The sequence below is a fragment of the Limimaricola cinnabarinus genome (assembly GCF_002723615.1).
Classification (GTDB): domain Bacteria; phylum Pseudomonadota; class Alphaproteobacteria; order Rhodobacterales; family Rhodobacteraceae; genus Limimaricola; species Limimaricola cinnabarinus_B.
Window position 1 is genome coordinate 205,283 of record NZ_KZ304951.1, and the last position, 22,401, is coordinate 227,683.

The 22,401-nt window shown below is 69.3% G+C and carries 24 protein-coding genes; 5 read left to right on the forward strand and 19 right to left on the reverse strand.

Annotated elements, in window-relative coordinates:
• Positions 1–41 precede the first annotated feature (41 nt).
• Complete coding sequence (locus tag CJ301_RS00975) at positions 42–227, forward strand: hypothetical protein (RefSeq protein ID WP_099273311.1); 186 nt, start codon at positions 42–44, stop codon at positions 225–227.
• Positions 228–1,079, forward strand: coding sequence for a tRNA glutamyl-Q(34) synthetase GluQRS (gene gluQRS / locus CJ301_RS00980; RefSeq protein WP_099273313.1), 852 nt, complete (start codon positions 228–230; stop codon positions 1,077–1,079).
• 7 nt (positions 1,080–1,086) lie between these two features.
• Here gluQRS and hisI read toward each other — a convergent pair whose 3' ends face one another.
• A complete protein-coding gene (gene hisI, locus CJ301_RS00985) occupies positions 1,087–1,443 on the reverse strand; it encodes a phosphoribosyl-AMP cyclohydrolase (protein WP_099273315.1) in 357 nt (118 codons plus the stop codon).
• Between the two features lie 66 nt (positions 1,444–1,509).
• Between hisI and CJ301_RS00990 the strand changes: the two genes are divergently transcribed.
• On the forward strand, positions 1,510–1,980 hold the full coding sequence (locus CJ301_RS00990; RefSeq protein WP_099273316.1) for an iron-sulfur cluster assembly scaffold protein: 471 nt from the start codon (positions 1,510–1,512) through the stop codon (positions 1,978–1,980).
• Positions 1,981–2,149: 169 nt separating this feature from the next.
• Here CJ301_RS00990 and CJ301_RS19230 read toward each other — a convergent pair whose 3' ends face one another.
• From CJ301_RS19230 to sciP, 5 genes are all read right to left on the reverse strand, one after another.
• Complete coding sequence (locus CJ301_RS19230; RefSeq protein ID WP_256500140.1) at positions 2,150–2,272, reverse strand: hypothetical protein; 123 nt, start codon at positions 2,270–2,272, stop codon at positions 2,150–2,152.
• 125 nt (positions 2,273–2,397) lie between these two features.
• Complete coding sequence (recG, locus tag CJ301_RS00995) at positions 2,398–4,488, reverse strand: ATP-dependent DNA helicase RecG (RefSeq protein WP_173812310.1); 2,091 nt, start codon at positions 4,486–4,488, stop codon at positions 2,398–2,400.
• A 2-nt stretch (positions 4,489–4,490) separates the two neighbouring features.
• The gene (ligA, locus tag CJ301_RS01000; RefSeq protein ID WP_099274133.1) at positions 4,491–6,662 is read right to left on the reverse strand and encodes an NAD-dependent DNA ligase LigA; all 2,172 of its coding nucleotides are present in this window, start codon (positions 6,660–6,662) and stop codon (positions 4,491–4,493) included.
• A gap of 100 nt (positions 6,663–6,762) precedes the next feature.
• Complete coding sequence (gene ctrA, locus CJ301_RS01005; RefSeq protein WP_099273320.1) at positions 6,763–7,476, reverse strand: response regulator transcription factor CtrA; 714 nt, start codon at positions 7,474–7,476, stop codon at positions 6,763–6,765.
• A 69-nt stretch (positions 7,477–7,545) separates the two neighbouring features.
• Positions 7,546–7,848, reverse strand: coding sequence for a CtrA inhibitor SciP (gene sciP / locus CJ301_RS01010; protein ID WP_099273322.1), 303 nt, complete (start codon positions 7,846–7,848; stop codon positions 7,546–7,548).
• 150 nt (positions 7,849–7,998) lie between these two features.
• On the opposite strand from sciP, the gene mnmA reads away from it, so the two are divergent.
• The gene (gene mnmA / locus CJ301_RS01015) at positions 7,999–9,138 is read left to right on the forward strand and encodes a tRNA 2-thiouridine(34) synthase MnmA (RefSeq protein WP_099273324.1); all 1,140 of its coding nucleotides are present in this window, start codon (positions 7,999–8,001) and stop codon (positions 9,136–9,138) included.
• Between the two features lie 55 nt (positions 9,139–9,193).
• Here mnmA and lpxB read toward each other — a convergent pair whose 3' ends face one another.
• The 13 genes from lpxB to pyrH all read right to left on the reverse strand — a co-directional run bounded on the left by lpxB (position 9,194) and on the right by pyrH (position 21,318).
• Positions 9,194–10,342 (reverse strand): lipid-A-disaccharide synthase, encoded by a 1,149-nt coding sequence (gene lpxB / locus CJ301_RS01020; protein ID WP_099273326.1) that lies wholly within the window; start codon positions 10,340–10,342, stop codon positions 9,194–9,196.
• Positions 10,339–11,124: an LpxI family protein gene (locus tag CJ301_RS01025; protein WP_099273328.1), complete on the reverse strand. Its 786-nt coding sequence runs from the start codon at positions 11,122–11,124 to the stop codon at positions 10,339–10,341. The genes lpxB and CJ301_RS01025 overlap by 4 nt, the downstream gene beginning before the upstream one ends.
• Positions 11,125–11,128: 4 nt before the next feature.
• Positions 11,129–11,911 carry an acyl-ACP--UDP-N-acetylglucosamine O-acyltransferase gene (gene lpxA / locus CJ301_RS01030; protein ID WP_099273330.1) on the reverse strand — a complete coding sequence of 261 codons (783 nt, stop codon included), beginning with the start codon at positions 11,909–11,911 and terminating at the stop codon, positions 11,129–11,131.
• The gene (gene fabZ, locus CJ301_RS01035; RefSeq protein ID WP_099273332.1) at positions 11,911–12,387 is read right to left on the reverse strand and encodes a 3-hydroxyacyl-ACP dehydratase FabZ; all 477 of its coding nucleotides are present in this window, start codon (positions 12,385–12,387) and stop codon (positions 11,911–11,913) included. The genes lpxA and fabZ overlap by 1 nt, the downstream gene beginning before the upstream one ends.
• Positions 12,388–12,470: 83 nt before the next feature.
• On the reverse strand, positions 12,471–13,139 hold the full coding sequence (locus tag CJ301_RS01040; RefSeq protein ID WP_099273334.1) for an OmpH family outer membrane protein: 669 nt from the start codon (positions 13,137–13,139) through the stop codon (positions 12,471–12,473).
• Positions 13,139–15,460, reverse strand: coding sequence for an outer membrane protein assembly factor BamA (bamA, locus tag CJ301_RS01045; RefSeq protein WP_254050022.1), 2,322 nt, complete (start codon positions 15,458–15,460; stop codon positions 13,139–13,141). The genes CJ301_RS01040 and bamA overlap by 1 nt, the downstream gene beginning before the upstream one ends.
• Positions 15,461–15,530: 70 nt before the next feature.
• Complete coding sequence (locus CJ301_RS19235) at positions 15,531–15,653, reverse strand: hypothetical protein (RefSeq protein ID WP_301553808.1); 123 nt, start codon at positions 15,651–15,653, stop codon at positions 15,531–15,533.
• A 91-nt stretch (positions 15,654–15,744) separates the two neighbouring features.
• A complete protein-coding gene (gene rseP, locus CJ301_RS01050) occupies positions 15,745–17,079 on the reverse strand; it encodes an RIP metalloprotease RseP (protein ID WP_099273336.1) in 1,335 nt (444 codons plus the stop codon).
• A 9-nt stretch (positions 17,080–17,088) separates the two neighbouring features.
• Positions 17,089–18,267 carry a 1-deoxy-D-xylulose-5-phosphate reductoisomerase gene (dxr, locus tag CJ301_RS01055; protein WP_099273338.1) on the reverse strand — a complete coding sequence of 393 codons (1,179 nt, stop codon included), beginning with the start codon at positions 18,265–18,267 and terminating at the stop codon, positions 17,089–17,091.
• Positions 18,264–19,016, reverse strand: a complete 753-nt coding sequence (locus CJ301_RS01060; protein WP_432644168.1) for a phosphatidate cytidylyltransferase — start codon at positions 19,014–19,016, stop codon at positions 18,264–18,266. The genes dxr and CJ301_RS01060 overlap by 4 nt, the downstream gene beginning before the upstream one ends.
• A gap of 107 nt (positions 19,017–19,123) precedes the next feature.
• Complete coding sequence (gene uppS, locus CJ301_RS01065) at positions 19,124–19,858, reverse strand: polyprenyl diphosphate synthase (protein WP_099273342.1); 735 nt, start codon at positions 19,856–19,858, stop codon at positions 19,124–19,126.
• 34 nt (positions 19,859–19,892) lie between these two features.
• Complete coding sequence (gene frr / locus CJ301_RS01070; protein ID WP_099273344.1) at positions 19,893–20,456, reverse strand: ribosome recycling factor; 564 nt, start codon at positions 20,454–20,456, stop codon at positions 19,893–19,895.
• A 136-nt stretch (positions 20,457–20,592) separates the two neighbouring features.
• Positions 20,593–21,318 carry a UMP kinase gene (gene pyrH, locus CJ301_RS01075; protein WP_099273346.1) on the reverse strand — a complete coding sequence of 242 codons (726 nt, stop codon included), beginning with the start codon at positions 21,316–21,318 and terminating at the stop codon, positions 20,593–20,595.
• A gap of 107 nt (positions 21,319–21,425) precedes the next feature.
• On the opposite strand from pyrH, the gene miaA reads away from it, so the two are divergent.
• Positions 21,426–22,310, forward strand: coding sequence for a tRNA (adenosine(37)-N6)-dimethylallyltransferase MiaA (gene miaA / locus CJ301_RS01080; protein ID WP_099273348.1), 885 nt, complete (start codon positions 21,426–21,428; stop codon positions 22,308–22,310).
• Positions 22,311–22,401: the final 91 nt, after the last annotated feature.

Here is a 22,401-nt window from a genome sequence, read left to right on the forward strand (position 1 = left end):
GACCACATCTCGGGGGCAACCCCAAGCGGAACGGATTTCACATGCTCTACATTCTCGCGCTTCTTCTGCCGCCCGTCGCCATCATGATGACGGGCCGCATCATCCTCGGCATGGTCGTGCTGGTGATCTGGTTTCCGGCGATCCTCATCTCCGGCGGCCTTGGCCATCCGATCTTCATCCTGCTGGCCTGGCTCATCATCCATCAAAGCGCGGTCAAGCGCGGCTGAATGCGCGTCACCCGCTTCGCCCCGTCGCCCACCGGGCCGCTGCATCTCGGCCATGCGTTTTCCGCGCTGACCGCGGCGGCGCGGGCCGAAGACGGGGCCTTCCTGCTGCGGATCGAGGATATCGACAGGCAGCGGTCGAAGCCCGAATGGGAACAGCGGATATATGACGATCTGCGCTGGCTCGGGCTCGACTGGCCCGCGCCGGTGCTGCGCCAGTCCGAGCGCCTGCCCGCCTATCGCGCGGCGCTGGAACGGCTCTGGGCCGAGGGGCTGCTTTATCCCTGCGGCTGCAACCGGCGCGACATTCTCGAAGCGGCCAGCGCGCCGCAGGAGGGCGGCCCGCGCTTCGGGCCGGACGGGATGATCTATCCCGGAACCTGCCGGACCGGCGACCGCGCCGGGCCGATGCCCGAAGATACGCCGCTTCGCCTCGACCTTGCCCGCGCGGTGGAGCGGATCGACGGTCCGCTGCGCTGGATCGAGACGGGCGAAGAGCCCGGTCCGCGCGAGGTGGCACCCGAGGCGCTGATCGAGACCATCGGCGATCCGGTGCTGGCGCGGCGCGAGATGGGCACCTCCTACCACCTCGCCGTGGTGATCGACGATGCGCATCAGAACGTCACCGAGGTGGTGCGCGGCCGCGATCTGGCCGAGGCGACGCCGCTGCATGTTCTGTTGCAGCGGCTGATGCGGTTGCCCGTGCCCGATTATCACCACCACCGGCTGATCCGCGACGAGACGGGCCGCCGCCTCGCCAAGCGCGACGACGCGCGCGCCATCGGGCTTTACCGCGACGAGGGTGCCAGTCCCGCCGAGATCCGGCGCATGGTCGGGCTCGGGGCCGGGCGGTAGCCGCCCCTTACCCCATCGGCTCGGTCAGTTCGACCTCATCGCCCTCCCGCACCGCCGTATAAAAGCAGCTGCGCCGCCCGGTGTGGCAGGCGGGGCCCGATTGCTCGACCTGAAGCAGCAGACAGTCGCGGTCGCAATCGAGGCGCATCTCGACCAGCACCTGCTGGTTGCCCGAGGTCGCGCCCTTTTCCCAGAATTCCTGCCGCGAGCGCGACCAGTAGGTGACGCGGCCCGAAGCCAGCGTCTTCTCGATCGAGGCCGCGTTCATCCAGGCCATCATCAGCACCTCGCCGGTCGCGGCCTCCTGCGCGATGGCGGGGATGAGGCCATTGGCGTCATAGCGAAGCGTCTTTGGGTCGAACATCGGCACAAACCTTTTGCATCCCGGGGCGTCGCGCCTATCTAGAGGGGCGATATCGAAGAGGCAAACATGACCGAGCGCGCCAGCGGCGAAACCGACCTGATCAAGCTCTATTCGCAGCGCATCCTCGCGCTGACGACGGAGATGCCGCTGACCGAGCGGCTCGCGGCCCCCGATGCCACCGTGCGCCGCCGCGCGCCGCTTTGCGGCTCGACCGTGACGGTGGACGTGACGCTCGATGAGGGCCGGGTCACCGGGTATGGGCAGGATGTGAAGGCCTGCGCCCTGGGACAGGCGGCGGCGGCGATCGTCGGCGGTGCGGTGATCGGGCGCGATCATGAAGAACTGGTGCAGGCCCGCGATCAGCTGCGCGCCATGCTGGCGCAGGACGGCCCCGTGCCCGAAGCGCCGTTCGAGGGCTTCGAGGTGCTTCGGCCCGCGCGCGAATATCGCAACCGCCACGCCTCGATCCTGCTGGCGATCGAGGCGGTGACGCAAGCGGTCGAGGAGGCCGAGGCGCAGCGCAGCGCCGCTGGCTGACATCTGAAAAAAAACCGCCGCGCATCCCGGCAGGGGATGGCGGCGGCGCAGGCGGGATCTTCCGGGGCTCCGATCGACCGGCGGAGCATGGCTCCGGGCGATGGACGGGCAATCCACCGCGATGACCCGCGGGACCGGGCAGCGGCGATCGGAAGAAGATCCGGGCAGATCAGATCAGGCCGGGCAGCCACAATCCGACGAACAACAGAACCATGAGAGACGCCGCGCCCAGCGCGTCGGCAACAAGCGTGTCGCGAGAGCGGTTCACGACCAGTTTGAGTTCCTGTGCCATGCCGCGTCTCCTCTCACCATGCTTCCGTTGCCTGTTTGTTCCCATATGAGGCGCGCCCTGTAAAGAACTTTATGAGAACACTTTGTTCCCATACGCCCAGCGCCTTGATGCAAAAGCAGAAATTCCTAGCCGACCGAGATGAGCCGGATCGCCCGATCCTGCTCCATCAGCCAGAGGAGAACACGCGCGGACCGCCCGCGTTCTCCCTCCAATGCCGGGTCGATGGTCAGCAGCGTGCGCGCATCGCTCTGCGCCAGCGCCATCAGCCCGGCATGGCGTTCGAGATCGGCAATGCGAAAGCGCGGCAGCCCGGATTGCGCGGTGCCGATCACGTCGCCCGCGCCGCGCATCGACAGATCCTCTTCAGAGATGCGAAAGCCGTCCTCGGTCTCGCGCATGATCTCCAGCCTCCGCCGCGCGGTCTCGCCCAGGGGCGGCTGGTACATCAGCAGGCAGGTGGATTTGGCGCTGCCCCGCCCGACACGGCCCCGCAACTGGTGCAGCTGCGCCAGCCCGAAATTCTCGGCCCGCTCGATCACCATGATCGAGGCGGCGGGCACGTTGACGCCCACCTCGATGACGGTGGTGGCGACGAGCACCTTGGTCTCGCCGGCGACAAAGCGCGCCATGGCGGCGTCCTTCTCGGCGGGCGGCAGCTGCCCATGCACGAGACCCACCGCATCCTCGCCCAAGCTCGCGCGAAGCCGCTTGAACCGCTCCTCGGCGGCGGTCATGTCGGAGACCTCGCTCTCCTCGACCAGGGGGCAGACCCAATAGGCCTGCCGCCCCTCGGCCACGGCGGCGCGCAGCTTCTCGACCACCTCGCCCAGCCGTTCGGTGGAGACGAGCGCGGTGGTGACGGGCGTGCGTCCGGGCGGCTTTTCGTCGAGCACGCTCACATCCATGTCGCCATATTGCGTGAGCGCGAGGCTGCGCGGAATCGGCGTGGCGGTCATCACCAGCACATCGACGCCGCGCCCCTTGGCGCCAAGCTCCATCCGCTGCGCGACGCCGAAGCGGTGCTGCTCGTCGATCACGGCAAGCCGCAGGTCGCGAAACACCACGTCCTTCTGGAACACCGCATGGGTGCCGACGAGGATCTGGATGCGCCCTTCGGCCAAGGCTTCGAGCTTGCGGCGTCTCTCGCCCCCCTTGTCGCGTCCCGTGAGCAGCTCGATCACCACGCCCGCGCTTTCGGCCAAAGGCTGCAGCCCTTCGAGATGCTGACGCGCGAGGATCTCGGTCGGGGCCATCATCACCCCCTGCCCGCCTGCCTCCACGGCCACGAGAAGCGCCATCAGCGCCACCAGCGTCTTGCCCGAACCGACATCGCCCTGCAGCAGCCGGTTCATCCGGGCCTTGCCCCCCATGTCACGGGCGATCTCGTCCACCGCGCGGGCCTGCGCCCCGGTGGGCGCATAGGGCAACGCGGCGAGAACGCGGCTGCGATGCCGCCTGTCCCCGAGGCTCGGTCGTCCGGGGCTACGGCGCGCGGTGGCACGGGCGAGCGCGAGGGTGATCTGATGCGCGAAAAGCTCGTCATAGGCCAGCCGCAGCCGCGCCGGATGGGTGGGCGAAAGGTCGTCGAAGCCCTGCGGCCCATGCGCCAGCCTCAGCGCCTCCTGCCAGCTTGGCCATCCCTCGCGCTGTTTGAGCCCCGGATCGATCCATTCGTCGAGATCGGGCGCGAGGCCCAGCGCGGAGCGGGCGGCGCCGGTCATCTGCCTTTGGGTGATGCCGTTCGACAGCGGATAGACCGGCTCGAAGGCGAGGATCTCGCCCTCCTTCTCGATCGGCAGCACATGGTCGGGATGCACCATCTGCGCCAGCCCGTCGAACAGCTCCACCTTGCCCGAAACGATGCGCCGCTCGCCCATGGGCAGGAGCCTCGGGACATAATCGCCGCGCGCATGGAAGAAGACGAGCTGGAACGCCGTCTCGGCATCCTCGACCGTGACGCGCCAGGGCTTGCCCTTGGCGGGCGCGGGCTGGTGTCGCACCACCTCCACCTCGACCGTCACCACCGCGGGCGGCACCACGTCGCGGATGGAGCGCTTGCGGGCGCGGTCGATGCCCGATTGCGGCAGGGTGAGCAGCACGTCGCGCGGCCGGGCCAGACCCGCCGCCTCGAAGGCGGGCACGGTCTTCGGCCCGATCCCCTTGAGCTTCTGGATCTCCCCGAACAGCGGGAACAGGATCTCGGGGCGTCCCTTCACGCTCATGCGTCGCCGATCAGCGCGAGCCAGCCGTCCTCATCGAGCACTTCGACGCCCAGGCTTTCGGCCTTGGCCGCCTTGGAGCCCGCACCGGGCCCGGCGACGAGCAGGTCGGTCTTGCCCGAGACCGAGCCCGCCACCTTGGCACCGAGCTGCTCGGCGCGGGCCTTGGCCTCGGCGCGGGTCATCCGCTCCAGCGTGCCGGTGAAGACCACCGTCTTGCCCGCCACCGGGCTTCCCTCGCTCCTGGGCTGCTCGGCGGGCTGGATGTCGAGCTGGGCCACGAGCCGGTCGATGGAGCCCCGCTCGCGCTCCTGGCTCATCGCGGTGACGAGGCTCACCGCGACGGTGAAGCCGATGCCGTCGATGCCGGTGATCTCGGCCCAGTGCGGGCTTTCGCCCAGCGCCTTCTTGCGGGTCTTGTCATCCTCGGCCTGCGCCGCGGGCTCTCGTGCCGCGGCATCCACGGCGGCGATCAGCGCCTCCCACGTGCCGAAATGCCGTGCCAGCACCTGCGCCGCCACCTCGCCCACATGCGCGATGCCAAGACCGAAGAGCATGCGCCCCAGCGGCACGCGCCGGGCGGTGTCGATGGCGTCGAACAGGGCGGCGGCCGATTTCTCGCCCCAGCCCTCGCGGTTCTTGAGCTGCTGCATCCCCTCCCCGTAGCGCGCGCGCAGGGTGAAGATGTCGGCGGGCTCCCTGATCCAGCCATCGCGGTAGAACTGCTCGACCTGCTTGGCGCCCAGCCCGTCGATGTCGAAGGCGGCGCGACCCACGAGGTGACGCAGCTTCTCGACCGCCTGCGCCGGGCAGATCAGCCCGCCGCTGCAACGACGGATGGCGTCGCCCTCCTCGCGCGGGGCGGCGGAGCCGCATTCGGGGCAATGGTCGGGGAACACATAGGGAACGCTGTCCTTCGGACGCCGTCCCGTATCGACATCGGCGATCTTGGGGATCACGTCGCCCGCGCGGTAGACCTGCACCCGGTCGCCCTCGCGGATGTCGCGCCCCTCGCGGATCTCCATCCCCTTGGAATCGCGGCCCCGGATATAGTCCTCATTGTGCAGCGTGGCGTTGGAGACGACGACGCCGCCCACCGTCACCGGCTTCAGCCGCGCCACGGGAGAGAGCGCGCCGGTGCGGCCCACCTGGATCTCGATCTTTTCCAGCGTAGTCCAGGCCAGCTCGGCGGGAAACTTGTGCGCCAGCGCCCAGCGCGGCGTGGTCGAGCGCATGCCGAGCCGGCGCTGGAAGGACAGGTCATCGACCTTGTAGACCACGCCGTCGATGTCATAGCCCAGATCGGCGCGCCTCGCTTCGATCTCGCGGTAGGCATCGAGTATCGCCTGCGGCGTAGCGCAACGCCGGGTCAGCGGGTTGGTGCAAAAGCCCAGCTCCCGCAGCCGGGCGATGGCGTCGTATTGATGGGTGGCCAGCGGTGCCGACAGCTCGCCCCAGGCATAGGCGAAGAAGCGCAGCGGCCTCATCCGCGTGATCTCCGGGTCGAGCTGGCGCAGCGACCCGGCGGCGGCGTTGCGCGGATTGGCGAATGTCTTGGAGCCGCGCTCGGCATGGCGAGCGTTGAGCGCGGCGAAATCGGCGTGGCTCATATAGACCTCGCCGCGCACCTCCAGCACCTCGGGCGCGCCGTCGAGCGTCTCGGGGATATCGTCGATGGTGCGGGCATTGGCGGTCACGTCCTCGCCCACCGCGCCGTCGCCGCGCGTGGCCGCGCGCACGAGCTGGCCCTTCTCGTAGCGCAGCGAGAGCGACAACCCGTCGATCTTGGGCTCGGCGGTGAAATCGAGCGGCGCATCCTCCTCCAGCCCGAGAAACCGGCGGACCCGCATGGCGAACTCGGTCACCTCCTCGTCGGTGAAGGCATTGCCCAAAGACAGCATCCGCACCCTATGCGGCACCTTGCCGAAGCCTTCGGCGGGCGCGGCGCCCACCTGCTCGGAGGGGCTGTCGGCGCGCTTGAGATGCGGAAACCGCGCTTCGATCTCGGCATTGCGGCGGCGCAGCGCGTCATAGGCGGCGTCGCTGATCTCGGGCGCGTCCTTGGCGTGATAGGCGGTGTTGGCCGCGCCGATCTCGGCGGCGAGGCGCTCGATCTCCTCGCGCGCCTGCGCCTCGCTGAGTGCCGCGACCTCGATCGCCGCCAGGTCCATCTCCGCCGTCAAAGCCGTCTCCCGCTCGTCATCGCGGGACGCTCCGCCCGCGCGGCGAACTTAGAAGCCCGGCGGGGAAGCGTCCAGATGCCGGAGCGGCTCAGGCACCGATGGCGATGGGCGAGCTGTGCGGCACCGGCTCCGGGTCGCGCAGCACGTAGCCGCGCCCCCAGACCGTCTCGATGTAGTGCTCTCCCCCGGTGGCTTGGGCGAGCTTCTTGCGCAGCTTGCAGATGAACACGTCGATGATCTTCAGCTCCGGCTCGTCCATGCCGCCATAGAGATGGTTGAGAAACATCTCCTTGGTCAGCGTCGTTCCCTTGCGCAGGCTCAGAAGCTCCAGCATCTGGTATTCCTTGCCGGTCAGATGCACCGTCTGCCCGCCCGCCTCGACCGTCTTGGCATCGAGATTGACCGAGACCTCCCCGGTGGTGATCACCGATTGCGCATGGCCCTTGGAGCGGCGGATGATCGCATGGATGCGCGCCACCAGCTCGTCGCGGTGGAACGGCTTGGTCAGGTAGTCGTCGGCGCCGAAGCCGAAGCCCTTGAGCTTGCTTTCGGTGCCATCATCCCCCGAGAGGATCAGGATCGGCGTGTCGATCCGGTTCAGCCGCAGCTGGCGCAGCACCTCATGCCCGTTCATGTCCGGCAGGTTCAGGTCGAGCAGGATCAGGTCATAGTCGTAGAGCTTGGCCAGATCGATCCCCTCCTCGCCCATATCCGTTGCATAGACGTTCAGATTGGCATGGGTCAGCATCAGTTCGATGCTCTTGGACGTGGTCGGGTCGTCCTCGACAAGCAAGACACGCATTCCTATCCCTCCGTGATCGGGTTCGCCGCTACCGGTACTTAGCCACCAGACGGTTAATTCCGTGTTACCCTAAGGCAACTTTGGCAGCTCGCCTTCCAGCTGTCTATACTTTTGTATAGACCTCGCCTGCAGCCCCGCCGCGCCATGGCGCGCAGCAAGGCGTTCCCAGCTTTGCAGCTCCTCCTCGGAAAGATCGTAGGTCTCGATCGCATAGTCGCGGGAGATCAACCCCGAGGCGATGGCCAGCAACAGCCGCGCCTTGCGCGAGGCGACCCAGCGCCCGGTCTCGGGCGCGGGCAGATCGGCACGCGTCATGACGCGGCCGTCGGGCAGCGTCACCGCCCGCGGCCCCTCGATTTTCTTCAGATACATCTCACCCTCCATTCGCCCCGGACCGAACCTGACCGACCGAGGCTAAGGAGCGGTGAAGCCGGGGGGTTGAGAATGGGTGCCATTTTCATATATTGCGGCGCGATCACCCGCCCCGCGCGCCCTCCTCCCTCCCGCGCCAAGGATCGTCCCATGCCGCTCGACACCGCTCTCAACTCGCTGGGCTTCGCCAAGCCCGCCTCCGAAACCCGCGTCGTCGTCGCGATGTCGGGGGGCGTGGACAGCTCGGTCGTGGCCGCCCAGCTCAAGGAAGAGGGCTACGACGTGGTCGGCGTGACGCTGCAGCTCTACGACCACGGCGCCGCGCTGGCCAAGAAGGGTGCCTGCTGCGCGGGCCGCGACATCCACGACGCGCGCCGCGTGGCCGAGAGCATGGGCTTTCCGCATTACGTGCTCGATTACGAGAACACCTTCCGCGAGGCGGTGATCGACGAGTTCGCCGACAGCTACCTCGCGGGCGCGACACCGGTGCCCTGCATCCGCTGCAACGAGCGGGTGAAGTTCAAGGACCTGCTGGCCACCGCGAAGGATCTCGACGCCGACTGCATGGCGACCGGCCACTACATCCGCCGCGAGATGGGGCCGACGCGCGCCGAGCTGCATTCGGCCGCCGACGCCAACCGCGACCAGAGCTATTTCCTGTTCTCGACCACGCAGGAGCAGCTCGACTACCTGCGCTTTCCGCTGGGCGGGCTGGCCTCGAAGGACGAGACGCGGGCGCTGGCCGCGCGTTACGGCCTGTCGGTCGCCGACAAGCCCGACAGCCAGGACATCTGCTTCGTGCCCAACGGCAACTACGCCGCCGTGATCGAGAAGCTGCGCCCCGGCGCGGCCGAGCCGGGCGAGATCGTCCATGCCGATGGGCGCGTGCTGGGCGCGCATCGCGGGCTGATCCATTACACGGTAGGCCAGCGGCGCGGCCTTGGCATCGGCGGGCTCGACGAGCCGCTCTACGTGGTCAAGCTCGACGTCGACGCGCGCCGCGTCGTGGTCGGCCCCAAGGAGATGCTGGCCACGCGCCGCGTGCCGCTCAGGGAGATCAACTGGCTCGGCGAGGGCGGCTTTGCCGATCAGGCCGAGCGCGAGGTGCTGGTGCGCGTGCGCTCGACGCGCCCGCCCGCCCCGGCGGTGATCCGCCCGATCAACGCGACCAAGGCCGAGGTCGAGCTTCTGTCACCCGAGCAGGGCGTCTCGCCCGGTCAGGCCTGCGTGTTCTACGAAACCGAAGGCACCCGGGTGCTGGGCGGCGGCTGGATCTGGAAGGGGCACTGACGCCGGGACCGGAACCCTTCGAAGAGTTCTGCCGGTTTCTTCGAAGAAACCGGTTCTAGCCCGCGCGGCTCAGGATCGCGCGGGCGGCGCGCAGCCCCGGGGCCTCGCCTTCGGCCCCGAGCCGCATCATCGTCTCGCGCAGCGCCGCGCGCTGGGCCTCGGGACGCTCCAGCACCCGCAACAGCCCCCGCCCGATCGCCTCGGGCTGGCACCGCTTGCCGATGAACTCGGGCACGCTGCGGGTTTCGCTCACGAGGTTCACCAGCGTCACCGTGTCGGTGAGCAGCATCCGCCCGATGATCTGCCGCGAGATCCAGCCCATGTCATAGGCGATCACCATCGGCGTCTCCGCCGCCGCCAGTTCGAGCGAGACGGTGCCCGAAGCGGCGAGCGCCACGTCGGCGGCGCGGAAAGCGGCGCGCTTCTCGGCGCCGTCAGGGTCCTCCGCCGGGTCGATCAGCAGCGGCGCGACCGTCCAGTGCCGCGTCTCGGCGCGGACCAGATCGACCACAGGCGCGGCACAGGGCAGCACGACGCGCGCCTGCGGCAGCGCCGCCTGCACCCGGGCCAGCGCGCCGCCGAAGGTCTCCGACAGGCGCTGCACCTCGCCCCGGCGCGAGCCGGGCAGCGCGAGGAGGAGGGGCGCATCGCCGATGCCGTGGCGGTCGCGGAACGCGCGGGCCTCCTTTTCGCTCGCCTGCGGATCGGTGACGACGGGGTGGCCGACGAAATCGCATTCCATCCCGGCGGCTTCCATGTAGGGCGGCTCGAAGGGCAGAAGCGCCAGCACCTGGTCGATGCTGCGCGCCATTCTGGCCGCGCGCCCCGGACGCCAGGCCCAGACGCTGGGGGCCACGTAATGCACGCAGCGCACCGGTGCGCCCGCCGCCTTCACCCGCCGCGCCACGCGCAGGCAGAAATCGGGGCTGTCGATGGTCAGCAGGATGTCGGGCTTCGTTTCGATCACGGCGCGCGCCGTCTCGTCGAGCCGACGCATGAGATGCCGGTAGCGGGGCAGCACCTCGGCGATGCCCATGACCGACAGCTCCTCCATCGGAAAGCGGCTCACGAGCCCTTCACCGGTCATGAGCGGGCCGCCGATGCCATCGAAGCTTACGCCGGGGTCGAGACTCTTCAGCCCCGCCATCACCGCCCGGCCAAGCCGGTCACCCGAAGGCTCGCCCGCGATCACGAAGACCTTCATGGCCGGACCACCAGCGCGATGTTGTGCCGGTCGGCGGCGGCGATGGTGGCGGCGCGGTCGAGCAGCATCACGCCGCCCGCCTCGATCACGATGGCCGAAAGACCGGCCCGCGCCGCGCCCTCGACCGTGTGCGGCCCGATCACCGGAAGATCGGCGCGGCGGTCCTGACCGGGCTTGGGTGCCTTGTAGAGAAGGCCGCCCCTGGCCTCGCCGCCCGCGAGGCTTTCCAGCATCCAGTCGGTGCCCGGCAGCGCCTCGACGGCGATGCAGAGCCCGCCGCGCGTGACGCAGGCCTGGCCGATATCGGCGGCGGCCAGATGGCGATGCACCGCGGCGGCGCGGATCGCGTCGGGCTCCAGCCTGTCGGGGAATGCGGTCGCGCCGAGCGGCCCGGCCTCGGGCAACAGCTCGGGCGCGATCTCGTGGGCGGCGCGCAGGGCGAAGCCCTGCTCTTCGAGCAGCATCATGACGGCGCGCAGCGTCGCATCGTCGCCCTGCCCCATGGCCGCCGCAAGGCGCGGCACCAGCGGCGCGGTGGCGGCGTCGATGGCGGCGGGGTCGATCTCGGGGCGGGCCATCGCGCCGGCAAGGCAGATCTCGGTGATGCCGCGCGCGCGCAGATCGGACAGGAGCGTGCCCAGCGTCTCGATCCGGTAGCCGATCCGCGCGCAGCCTTCGGGGGCCTCGACCGGCACGCCCGCCATTTCGCAGACCAGCGCCTCGGGCCGATGCGCGAGGATGGCGGCGGGCAGCGCGCCGGTCCCGGCGAGAAGCGCCAGCATCGTCTCAGCCCTGCGGCGTCAGGAACTGGCGGTCGCTCTGGGCGGAGACGAACTCCGACAGCTCGCGCACGAGGTCGCTCTGGGTCGCCTTGAGCCCCTCGGCGCGCTCGTGGAACGTGCCCTCGCCCTCCTTGAGGGTGCGGAAGGCGGCGCGCAGCGCCGAGATCTCTTCGCGCCCGGTGCCGCGCCGCTTCAGCCCGACGAGGTTCAGCCCGTCGAGCCGCCCGCGCGGGCCCTGCACGAGGCCGAAGGGGATGACGTCGTTGGTCACCATGGTCACCGCGCCGATGATCGCGCCGCGGCCGATGCGCACGAACTGGTGGATGCCGCAGAGCCCGCCGACGATCACGTCGTCGCCGATCACGCAATGGCCCGCGACGCTGGCATGGTTGACGAGGATCACCCGGTCGCCGACCTGCACGTCATGCGCCACGTGGCAGCCCGCCATCAGCAGGCAATCATCACCCACCCGCGTCTCGCCGCCGCCGCCCTGCGTGCCGGTGTTGATCGTCACGTGTTCGCGGATGCGGTTGCGCGCGCCGATCCTGAGCCGCGTGCGCTCGCCGTCGAACTTCAGATCCTGCGGGATCTCGCCGATCACCGAAAAGGAGAAGACCACGCTCTGCGCGCCGATCTCGGTATCGCCGGTGACGACGACATGGCTCTTCAGCTCCACGCCGTCTTGCAGCACCACCTGCGCGCCGACATGGCAGAAGGGGCCGATGCGGCAGCCTTCGCCGATCCGCGCGCCCTCCTCGATCACCGCCGATGGGTGGATCTCGCTCATCAGCCCTGCAGGTCCATCATCGCGGTGAACTCGGCCTCGGCGGCCATCTCGCCATCGACGGTGGCCACGCCCTTGAACTTCCAGACCTTGCCGCCCGGCTTGCCGCGCGTGGTCTCGACCTTCATCAAAAGCTGGTCGCCGGGGACGACCTTGCGGCGGAACTTGGTCGCGTCGATGCCCATGAAGTAGATCAGCATGTTGCCGTCCACGAGGTTCATCGTCGTGCCGACCATGACGGCGGCGGTCTGCGCCATCGCCTCGATGATGGTGACGCCGGGCATGATCGGGTTGCCGGGGAAATGCCCCTGGAAATGCGGCTCGTTCATCGTGACGTTCTTGATGCCCGTCGCACTGGTGGTGCCGTCGATGTCGACCACGCGGTCGACGAGCAGGAACGGGTAGCGATGCGGCAGGATGCGCTGGATCAGCTGGATGTCGGCGCTGGTCGGCGTGCCGGTCTCGGGGGTGTCGGTCATGTCTGGGGTCCTTCCCGGCTGGGGCGCGTGTTCCGGCCTGAGTAGCAAGCGTGGCCCGAGGCGGCAAGCCGTGCGGCCCGGCGCTATTGCTCCGGCGCGGCAGGGGCCGGGGCCGGGATTGGGGAGGTTTCGGGCGCCTCGCCCTCGGGGGGCAGCTCCGACCCGTCGCCGATCGCCGCATCGACCGCCGCGATCGCGGCTTCGGTCACATCGACCGCGCCGGTCGACAGGAACACCGCCCGCCGGTCGAGGATCACCGTCGCGCCGCGCTCCATCATCACCTCGCCCAGCGTCGGGCCGATGGCGGCGAGGAAGCGCTCGCGCCCGGCGGAGGCCTCCTGCTGGAGCGCCCGCTCCTCGGCGTCGCGCTCGCGGCGGATCTGCTGCACCTTCGCGTCGAAAGCATCCGCCTCCTCGCGGAACGCCGCCGGGTCCATGCCGGGGCGGCGGCGGGTCAGCGCCTGCTCCTCTGCGGTCAGCTCCGCCTCGATCCGGCGGTTTTCCTCGATCAGCGCCTCGGTTTCGGCCTGCAGCATCTCGGCGAGATGCAGGCCGAACTGGCTTTCGGCAAAGAGCCTCTCGGTGTCGAGAACGACGACGCCGCCCCTGGCCGCGGCCATGGGCTGCGCCGGATCGGCGACGCCCGGCACCCCCGCCTGCGCCCCGCCCTGCGTCACCGTCTGCGCCATGGCCGGGGCCGCAAGACAGACCAGAAGGGCGCAGGCCGCCCGCCGGACCGCGCGCCCGCGCATCAAAAGCGCGAGGAGATGGTCAGGTCGAAGTTGCGCGTCTCGTCCTTCTCCTCGGCCTGCAGCGCCTCGGTGAAGTTGAAGCGCAGCGGCCCGAGCGGCGTGTCCCAGAACACCGAGGCGCCGATCACCGCGCGCGGGGTGAACTCGTCATAGAGCACGAGGTCGGGACGGCCTTCGCGTGCGCGCAGATCGCCCACATCCCAGACCGAGCCGTAATCGACGAAGGCGCCGCCCGAGATGCCGTAATCCTCGGGCAGGCCGAGCGGGAACTCGGCCTCGAGCCGGGTCACGGCGTATTTGTTGCCCCCCAGCGCGTCCTCGGTCACGTCGTCGCGCGGGCCGATGCCGCCGGGCTCGAAGCCGCGCATGATCCGGCTGCCCATGAAGAAGCGGTCGGTGACGCGGGTGCTGCCGTCGGAATGGTTGAGCATGCCGCCCTCGACCGTGGCGCGCAGCAGCACCTCGTCGCCCCAGACGCGGGTTTCGGCGGTGGCGAGCGCGGTCGTCTTGATGAAGGATTCGTCACCGATGCCGAACTCCTGCCCGAAGCGCAGCAGCACGCCGGTGGTCGGATCGAGCCCCGAGCGGCGGGTGTCGTAGCTGTAGGCATAGCCCAGCGAATTGGTCCAGACGCCGGCCTCCTCCCGCTCATCGATGATGATCGGGCTGGCCTCGTCCAGATCGACATCGGTGATGTCGGTGTATTCGGCGGCATAATAGGTCTGCAGCCGGCCATTCGCGCTCACCGGGAAGGTGAAGGAGGGCGAGATGCGGAAGGTGTCGGTGTCGTAGAGCGCCGAATCATTGTCGGTCGAGCGGTAATCGACACCGAAGCCGAAGCGCAGATCGCGGCCCAGAAAGGCGGGCTCGGCGAAATCGAAGGAGATGACGCGGTTGCTCTGGCTGGTCGACAGGTCGAGGCTGAAGAGCTGGCCGCGGCCGAGGAAATTGCGCTCCTTGAACCCCGCGACGAGGCCGAAGCCATTGTCGGTCGAGTAGTTGGCGCCGAAGGAGAGCGAGCCGGTGGGCTGCTCCTCGACGTCGACGTCGATCACCACCGAGCCGGGGGTGGTGCCGGGCCGGGCATTGACCTGCGCATCGGAGAAATAGCCCAGGGCGCGGATGCGCTCGGCGCTTTCGCGGATGGCGCGCGGGTTGAAGGGGTCGCCCTCGACGGTGTTGAACTGCTGGCGCACCACGCGGTCGAGCGTGGTCGAGTTGCCCTCGATGTCGATCCGCTCGACGAAGATGCGCTCGCCGCGGGTCAGCACATAGGTGACGTCGAGCGACAGGTCGCGCGGGTTGCGCTCGATCTTCGGCTCCACCCGCAGGAAATCGACGCCGTCGCGGATCGCGATGCGCTCCATGCGGGTGATGTCGTTCTCCAGATCGGTGGGCGAGAAGTAATCGCCCTCGTCGATGCGGACCGCCTCGTCGAAGCGGCTTGGGTCGAGGCCGGGGATCTCGCTGGCCACCCTGACCTCGCCGATCGAGAAGCGCTGCCCCTCGCGGATGTTGAAGGTCAGAAGATAGGCGTCGCGCGCGCGGGTCAGCTCGGCATCGACGTCGAGGATCTCGAAATCGACATAGCCGCGCGAGCGGTAGAAATCGGTGAGCATCTGCCGGTCGAGCGCGATGCGGTCGGCGACGAAGGTGTCGCTCTTGATGATCTGGCGCAGCAGCCCGGCCTGCCGCGTGCCGAGCACGCCGCGCAGCCGCCGGTCCGAAAAGGCGCGGTTGCCCGCAAAGGAGATCCGCTCGATCTCGGTCACGCCGCCCTCGGCGATCTGGTAGACGAGATCGACCCGGTTGTCGGAGCGCTCGATCAGCGCCGGGCGGACGCTGGCGCTGATCCGGCCGCGCGCGGCATAGGCCGCGGCGATGGCATTGGCGTCGGCCTGCGCCTCGCTCGGGTTGTAGACGCGCCGCTCGGTCGCGGAGATCAGCGCGGCAAGCTCGCTGTCATCGACCTTGGCGTTGCCTTCGAAACCGATGCGGTTGATCGTCGGGTATTCGGTCACGGCGATGGTCAGCCGCCCGCCCTCGGGCCGGATCTCGACCTCCTGGAACAGGCCGGATTCGCGGATCCTCTGGCCCGCGTCGTTGAGTGCGGCGGCGCTCAGCGTCTCGCCGCGCGAGATGCCGGCATAGGTCAGGATGGTGCCGGTCTCGATCCGGCGGTTGCCCTCGACCGCCACCTCGTCAAAGCGGAAATCCTGCGCCAGCGCCGGCGCCACGGCGCTGATCGCGGCGACAAGCGCGGCCACGCTCGCGGCGCCAGTCAACTTGCGCGCCAAGGCGCCCCTGCTTCGAGCCGTCATCGTCACCATCCCTGCCACGCGTCGTTTCTTGGTCTAGGGAAGTATCGGGACACGGCGGGCTTGTCAAAAGCTACGACCCGGCGAGATAGGCCGAGATCGCCAATGCGCAGATGATGGCCGAGGGGATCAGCGCCCAGTCGAGGGACTGCATCAGCACCAGCCGCAATTCGACCCCGGGCTTCGATGACGACATGACGGCGCTCCTTTTCGCGGCATTCGGATGCCCGGCATCGTGGCACCCGATTCTGGCGCAAATCCGGCATCGCGAAGACGCCGGAGCGGCTTCAGGGGCACAGGAACAGGTCGTTGAGCACGGCAAAGACCGTCATCGTCAGGATCAGCGACAGCCCCAGCGCCATCAGCACGCGCAGCGCCTTGTCGCTCGGCTGGCGCCCGGTGATCGCCTCGTAGCCGAAGAACACCAGATGCCCGCCATCGAGCACCGGGATCGGAAAGAGGTTGAGCAGGCCCACCGCCGTCGAGAGCACCGCGACGAACCAGATGAAGCTGGCGGCGCCCTGCTCGGCCATCGCGCCCGAGGTCTGGGCGATGCCCACCGGGCCCGACAGGTTGCACGAGGAAATCGCGCCGGTGATCATCGCGCCCAGCCCCGAGATCGAGGAGGTGATGATCCGCCAGACCTGCCCCCCCGCATCCGCGAGCGCCGTGCCGAGCCCCGGCGTTTCGGTCGCCGCCTCGAAAAACAGCCCCGAGGAGATGCCCAGGAGCCAGCGCGTCTCGAAGCCGCCACCCTCGCGCGGCAAATCCACCCGGCGCGGCGTAAGCGTGAGATCGCGGCTGGCGCCGTCGCGCCAGATCGTCAGGTCGAGCGGGCGGCCATCCGAGGCGGTGACGGTCTCGATCAGCTGCGCGAAGGCGAAGACCTCGCGCCCGTCGAGCGTGGTGATCACGTCGCCCGCCCGCAGCCCCGCCGCCGCCGCCGCCGAGCGCGGCGAGACGGCGCCGATGATGGGCGGCTGCGGATAGGGGCCGCGCAGCAGCATTTCGCGCCCGTCGCGGCGGATGCGGTAATCGAGCACCGGCTCGGCCGGGTAGCCCTCGGCCACGCGGCCCAGACCGCCCTCGCCGGGCAGCTCGGCGCCGCCGATGGCAAGGATCTCGTCGCCCGCGCGCAGCTCGTTAACGTAGCCCGGCGGCAAAGGCAGCATGCGCTCCACGGTGAGCGGATCGGCCGGGCGTCCCTGGGTCAGGATCACCGCCGTGAAGATCAGCATCGACAGCACGAAATTGAAGATCGGCCCCGCCGCCACCGTCGCCGCCCGCGCCCAGAGCGGCGCGCCGAGCATGGTGTGGCGCAGCTGCGAGGGGTCGGTGCCCGCCGCCTGACCGACCGAAGCCGGATTGGCGTCGCCCATGAACTTCACGTAGCCGCCGAACGGCAGCGCCGCGATCTGCCACAGCGTGCCATGCCTGTCGCGGCGCGAAATCAGCACCGGGCCGAAGCCGAGGCTGAACACCTCCGCCTTGATGCCCGACCAGCGCCCGACGATGTAATGGCCGTATTCGTGGATCGCCACGATCACCGAAAGCGCCACCACGAAGGCGGCGAGGGTGAAGGCGACATTGCCGAACTGCGGCAGGATCTGGGTCGGGTCCAAGGGGGCGTCCTATGCGGTCAGGTGATCGGTCCGGGCGATGGAAGCGGCGCGCGCGCGCGCCTGCGCATCGGCTTCAAGGACCGCGTCGAGGCCGGGGCTGTCAACCCGCAGCGCGCCCTCCCGCGACATCATGTCCAGCACCCGCTCGACCACCTGCGCCATCTGCATGAAGCCGATGCGCCGGTCGAGAAAGGCGTCGAGCGCGGCCTCCTTGGCGGCGTTGAAGGCCGCGCCCGCGAGCCCGCCCTCCTCCATCACCCGCCGCGCCAGCCGCAGCGCCGGGTAGCGCGCATCGTCGGGGGCGCGGAAGGTCATGGCGCCTTGCGCCGCGAGATCGAGCCGCGCCACGGGCAGCGCCCGCCGCTCGGGCCAGTTGAGCGCGTAGCCGATGGCGTGGCGCATGTCGGGCGCGCCCATATGCGCCATCAGCGCGCCGTCGTTGAAGCCGACCAGCGCGTGAATGAGGCTCTCGGGGTGGATCACCACCTCGACCTGATCGGGGGCGAGGTCGAACAGCTCTTTGGCCTCGATGACCTCCAGCGCCTTGTTGAACATCGAGGCGCTGTCGATGGTGATGCGCTGGCCCATGGCCCAGTTGGGATGGGTCGCGGCCTCTTCGGGCGTGGCCTGCGCCAGCCGCTCCAGCGGCCAGTCGCGGAAGGCGCCGCCAGAGGCGGTGAGGATCACCCGCTCCACCGCGCCGCGGTCCTCGCCCACCAGCGCCTGGAACACCGCCGAATGTTCGCTGTCGACCGGCAGCAGCGTCGCGCCATGGGCGCGCGCCTCGGCCAGGACCAGCGGTCCGGCGGCCACCATCGTCTCCTTGTTGGCGAGCGCCAGCGTCGCCCCCTGCCGGATCCCGGCGAGGCCCGGCACGAGCCCGGCGGCGCCGACGATGGCCGACATCACCAGATCGGCGGGCATGGCCGCGGCCTCGGCGATGGCGGCATCGCCCGAGGCGGTGGCGATGCCGCTCCCGGCCAGCCGCTCGGCCAGCTCGGCCCGGCAATCATCATGGCAGGTGACGGCGATCTTCGCGCCCAGACGCCGCGCCTGATCGGCCAGCAGGGCGACATTGCGCCCGCCGGTCAGCGCCACGGTCTCGAAGCGGTCGGGCGCGGCCTCGATCAGCTCGACGGTCTGGCAGCCGATAGATCCGGTGGCGCCCAGAATGGTGACGCGTTTCAAAAATGCACTCCGGGAATGAAGCCGAGCACCGAGGCCAGCAGCATGAAGAGCGACGCGCCGAGCATCGCGTCGAACCGGTCGAACAGCCCGCCATGGCCGGGGATCAGCGTCGAGCTGTCCTTGACCTTCATGCGCCGCTTGAGCGCGCTCTCGGCGATGTCGCCCATCTGGCTGGCAAAGCTCAGCAGCATGGAGATCCAGACCAGATGCCAGGGGCTGACGGTGAGCCAGACGAAGACGAGACCGACGAGACCGGCGGCGATCCAGCCGCCGGCGGTGCCCGACCATGTCTTCTTGGGGCTGACCTTGGGCCAGAATTTCGGCCCGCCCAGCGTCCGGCCGACGAGATAGCCGAAGACATCCGTGGCCACGACCACGAGGATCAGCCACAAGAGCCACTGAAAGCCGTATTCGGCGCGGAAGGAGACAAGGCCCCACCCCGCGATCTCGATGCCCAGCGCGAAGGCGAGAAAGGTCCCCCGCTCGCGCCGCAGCATCAGGGCCCCGGCGATGGGCGGGACGAGAAACAGCAGCAAGGCCCAGTTTTCCGGGCTCGACATCTGCCCCGACAGCACGCTCGCGCAGAGGGCGGCCAGAAGCATGCCCGGCGTCGGCTTGCCGGGCTCGATCATCATCCACAGCTCCCAGATCATCACGGCGGTGACGAACACCGCCAGCATCTGGAACCACAGCCCGCCCATCATCACCGCCGCGGCGCCCAGAACGGCCATCGCGGCGCCGGAGGCCATCCGCACGCCCAGATCGCTCCACCGGCCCGGATCGGCCAGCGCCGCGGCCCCGGCGACGACCCCCTCGTCCTGCGCTTGGGCGTTCGCGCTCTCCTCCCGCTCCGCCATCAGGTCTTCACCGCTCCGAAGCGGCGGTCGCGGCTGGCGTAGCTTGCGCAGACGCGGGCGAATTCGGCGGGCGTGAAATCGGGCCAGAGCGTGTCGACGAACTCGTATTCGGCATAGGCCGACTGCCACAGCAGGAAATTGGAGATCCGCGCCTCGCCGCTCGTGCGGATGACGAGATCGGGGTCGGGCAGAACATGGGTGTCGAGAAAGCGCGACAGCGTCTCGGCATCCACGTCCTTGTGGGTGAGCCGCCCCTGCTCGATCTCGTAGGCAAGCCGCTTGGCCGCGCGGGTCACCTCGTCGCGCCCGCCGTAATTCAGCGCCACGGTGAGATGCACGAGGTCGTTGTGGCTGGTCAGAAGCTCCAGCTCGTCCATCATCGCCACCAGCTTCTCGTCGAGCCGGATCCGGTCGCCGATGAAGCGCACGCGCACGCCCTTGCTCAGAAGCGCGCGGGCCTCGCGCACGATGTAGCGGCGGAACAGCGCCATCAGACCCGAGACCTCGGTCTGGGTGCGCTTCCAGTTTTCGGTCGAGAAGGCGAAGATCGTCAGGTACTTGACGCCCTGACCGGGGCAGGCCTCGACGATGTCGCGCACGCGCTGGGCTCCGGCCTGATGGCCGAAGAGCCGCGGCCGCCCGCGCTTTTGCGCCCAGCGGCCATTGCCGTCCATGATGATGGCGACATGCTTCGGACCGCCATCGAGTGTCGTCTCTTTCGCGTCGGCAGCCATTGAGGCCTCCCTTGCAATCGTCGAGGCGCCAGCCTCAGACCTGCATGATTTCGGCCTGCTTCGTTTCGAGCTGCTGGTCGATCTGCTTGATGTAGCGGTCGGTCAGCTCCTGCACCTCCTGCTCCCAGAACTTCTGGTCGTCCTCGGAGAGGCCGTCGGCCTTGGCCTTCTTGATCTGGTCCATGCCGTCGCGGCGCAGGTTGCGGATCGCGACGCGGGCGTGCTCGGCATATTGGCCGGCCACCTTGGTGAGCTGGGTGCGGCGCTCCTCGTTCAGCTCGGGGATCGGCAGCATGATGATGGTGCCGTTGAGCTGCGGGTTGATGCCGAGGCCGCTTTCGCGGATCGCCTTCTCGACCTTGCCGACCATCGACTTGTCCCAGACATTGATGGTCACCATGCGCGGCTCGGGCACGTTGACGGTGCCGACCTGGTTGATCGGGGTCGGGCTGCCGTAAGCCTCGACCATCACCGGCTCGAGCATCGAGGCCGAGGCACGGCCGGTGCGAAGCGAGGCGAATTCGGTGCGCAGGGCGGCGATCGCCCCGTCCATGCGGCGCTGAAGGTCGTCGGTATCGAGTTCGAAATCGTCTGCCATCGGTCTCTTCTTGTCATATGAGGGCGGGCTGTCGGCGCCGGTGATAGCGGCAACGGCCTGCGCATTCCAGAACACTTTGCCCCCGCGCTATCGCCACCTCGTGTCACCCAAGCGACGAGAGCGGGGAAAGTTTCGTTCAGCCGTGAACCCGCGTCGAGGTCCCCTCGCCCGCGAGGATGCCGCGGAAGCCGCCCGGCTCGTCGAGCGAAAAGACGATGATCGGCAGGTCGTTGTCGCGCGCCAGCGCGATGGCGCTCGCATCCATCACGCCCAGATGCTTCTGCAGCACCTCGTCATAGGTGACGGTCGAATAGCGCTTGGCGTCCTCGAACTTCTTGGGGTCCTTGTCATAGACCCCGTCGACCTTGGTGCCCTTGAAGATCGCCTCGCAGCTCATCTCGTTGGCGCGCAGCGTCGCGGCGGTGTCGGTGGTGAAATAGGGGTTGCCGGTGCCGGCGGCGAAGATGCAGACGCGCTTCTTCTCCAGATGACGCACCGCCCGGCGGCGGATATAGGGCTCGCAGACCTGGTCCATCGGAATGGCCGAGATCACGCGGGTATAGACGCCGAGCTCCTCGAGCGCCGACTGCATCGCCAGCGCGTTCATCACCGTGGCGAGCATGCCCATGTAATCGGCGGTGGTCCGCTCCATCCCCTGCGCCGAGCCCGACAGCCCGCGAAAGATGTTGCCGCCGCCGATCACCATGCAGATCTCGACGCCGAGATCATGCACCGACTTGACCTCGCGCGCGATGCGTTCGACGGTCGGCGGATGCAGACCGAACGCCGTGTTCCCCATCAAGGCCTCCCCGGAGATCTTCAGCATAACCCTGCGGAAAGCGGGCTTGTGGGTATCGGTCATGGGGGCTCCGTGCGTGTCTCGGGGGGTCTTGGGTCGTCGCGCAAGATGGACGAAACCGCGCCGGTGTTCAATGCCGCGCGGGCCGGTCCGGCGGGCTTCGGCCGGGGATGATCGCGCTGCCCCAGATCGCGCGCGGACTCGACCCCGCGCGCCCGGTGCTGATCGCCGGGCCGACCGCTTCGGGCAAGTCGGCGCTGGCGCTCGCGGTGGCCGAAGCGGGCGGCGGCGTGGTGGTCAATGCCGATGCGCTGCAGGTCTATGCCGATTGGCGGGTGCTGACCGCCCGCCCCTCGCCCGAGGAAGAGGCGCGCGCCCCGCACGCGCTCTACGGTCATGTCGCGCGGGAGGCGGAGTGGTCGGTCGGCCATTGGCTGCGCGCGGTAGCGCCGCTTCTGGGCGGCGCGCGGCCGATCATCACCGGCGGCACGGGGCTCTACTTCGCGGCGCTGACCGACGGGCTGGCCGAGATCCCCGCCACCCCGCCCGCCATCCGCGCCGAGGCCGACGCCATCCCCCTGCCCGATCTGGTGGAGGGGCTCGACGCCGCGAGCGCCGCGCGCATCGACCTCAACAACCGTGCGCGGGTGCAGCGCGCCTGGGAGGTGCTGCGCGCCACCGGGCGCGGCATCGCCGATTGGCAGGCCGACACACCCGCCCCGCTATTGCCGCTGGCCCACGCCCAGCCCATCGTGCTGCGCCCCGATCCGGCCTGGCTCAACGCCCGCATCGCCCGGCGCTTCGACGCGATGCTGAAGGAGGGCGCGCTCGAGGAGGCGCGCGCGGCGCTGCCCCATTGGCAGCCCAGCGCCCCCTGGGCCCGCGCCATCGGCGCGCCCGAGCTCGTGGCGCATCTGCGCGGCGAGATGGATCTGCCGACCGCGCGCGAGGCCGCGATCATCGCCTCGCGCCAATATGCCAAGCGCCAGCGCAGCTGGTTTCGCAGCCGCATGGGCGGCTGGCGCGACGTCGACCCGGCGGAGCTGACCGGCTGAGTGGCGTTGCACGCAAGCCACGCCGGCCGCGCGCCGCGTGATCGCCGCGTGACCGGTGGAACCGGGAGGATGCGGACCCGCTTGTGAGCGC

Excerpts from the sequence above, each read along its gene's own strand:
- CJ301_RS00975 (WP_099273311.1), top strand. The coding sequence starts at position 42 with ATGCTCTACATTCTCGCGCTTCTTCTGCCGCCCGTCGCCATCATGATG.
- gluQRS (WP_099273313.1), top strand. The coding sequence starts at position 228 with ATGCGCGTCACCCGCTTCGCCCCGTCGCCCACCGGGCCGCTGCATCTC.
- hisI (WP_099273315.1), bottom strand. The coding sequence starts at position 1,443 with ATGTTCGACCCAAAGACGCTTCGCTATGACGCCAATGGCCTCATCCCC.
- CJ301_RS00990 (WP_099273316.1), top strand. The coding sequence starts at position 1,510 with ATGACCGAGCGCGCCAGCGGCGAAACCGACCTGATCAAGCTCTATTCG.
- CJ301_RS19230 (WP_256500140.1), bottom strand. The coding sequence starts at position 2,272 with ATGGCACAGGAACTCAAACTGGTCGTGAACCGCTCTCGCGACACGCTT.
- ligA (WP_099274133.1), bottom strand. The coding sequence starts at position 6,662 with ATGGACCTGGCGGCGATCGAGGTCGCGGCACTCAGCGAGGCGCAGGCG.
- ctrA (WP_099273320.1), bottom strand. The coding sequence starts at position 7,476 with ATGCGTGTCTTGCTTGTCGAGGACGACCCGACCACGTCCAAGAGCATC.
- sciP (WP_099273322.1), bottom strand. The coding sequence starts at position 7,848 with ATGTATCTGAAGAAAATCGAGGGGCCGCGGGCGGTGACGCTGCCCGAC.
- mnmA (WP_099273324.1), top strand. The coding sequence starts at position 7,999 with ATGCCGCTCGACACCGCTCTCAACTCGCTGGGCTTCGCCAAGCCCGCC.
- lpxB (WP_099273326.1), bottom strand. The coding sequence starts at position 10,342 with ATGAAGGTCTTCGTGATCGCGGGCGAGCCTTCGGGTGACCGGCTTGGC.
- CJ301_RS01025 (WP_099273328.1), bottom strand. The coding sequence starts at position 11,124 with ATGCTGGCGCTTCTCGCCGGGACCGGCGCGCTGCCCGCCGCCATCCTC.
- lpxA (WP_099273330.1), bottom strand. The coding sequence starts at position 11,911 with ATGAGCGAGATCCACCCATCGGCGGTGATCGAGGAGGGCGCGCGGATC.
- fabZ (WP_099273332.1), bottom strand. The coding sequence starts at position 12,387 with ATGACCGACACCCCCGAGACCGGCACGCCGACCAGCGCCGACATCCAG.
- CJ301_RS01040 (WP_099273334.1), bottom strand. The coding sequence starts at position 13,139 with ATGCGCGGGCGCGCGGTCCGGCGGGCGGCCTGCGCCCTTCTGGTCTGT.
- bamA (WP_254050022.1), bottom strand. The coding sequence starts at position 15,460 with ATGACGGCTCGAAGCAGGGGCGCCTTGGCGCGCAAGTTGACTGGCGCC.
- CJ301_RS19235 (WP_301553808.1), bottom strand. The coding sequence starts at position 15,653 with ATGTCGTCATCGAAGCCCGGGGTCGAATTGCGGCTGGTGCTGATGCAG.
- CJ301_RS01060 (WP_432644168.1), bottom strand. The coding sequence starts at position 19,016 with ATGGCCTCCGGCGCCGCGATGGCCGTTCTGGGCGCCGCGGCGGTGATG.
- uppS (WP_099273342.1), bottom strand. The coding sequence starts at position 19,858 with ATGGCTGCCGACGCGAAAGAGACGACACTCGATGGCGGTCCGAAGCAT.
- frr (WP_099273344.1), bottom strand. The coding sequence starts at position 20,456 with ATGGCAGACGATTTCGAACTCGATACCGACGACCTTCAGCGCCGCATG.
- pyrH (WP_099273346.1), bottom strand. The coding sequence starts at position 21,318 with ATGACCGATACCCACAAGCCCGCTTTCCGCAGGGTTATGCTGAAGATC.
- miaA (WP_099273348.1), top strand. The coding sequence starts at position 21,426 with ATGATCGCGCTGCCCCAGATCGCGCGCGGACTCGACCCCGCGCGCCCG.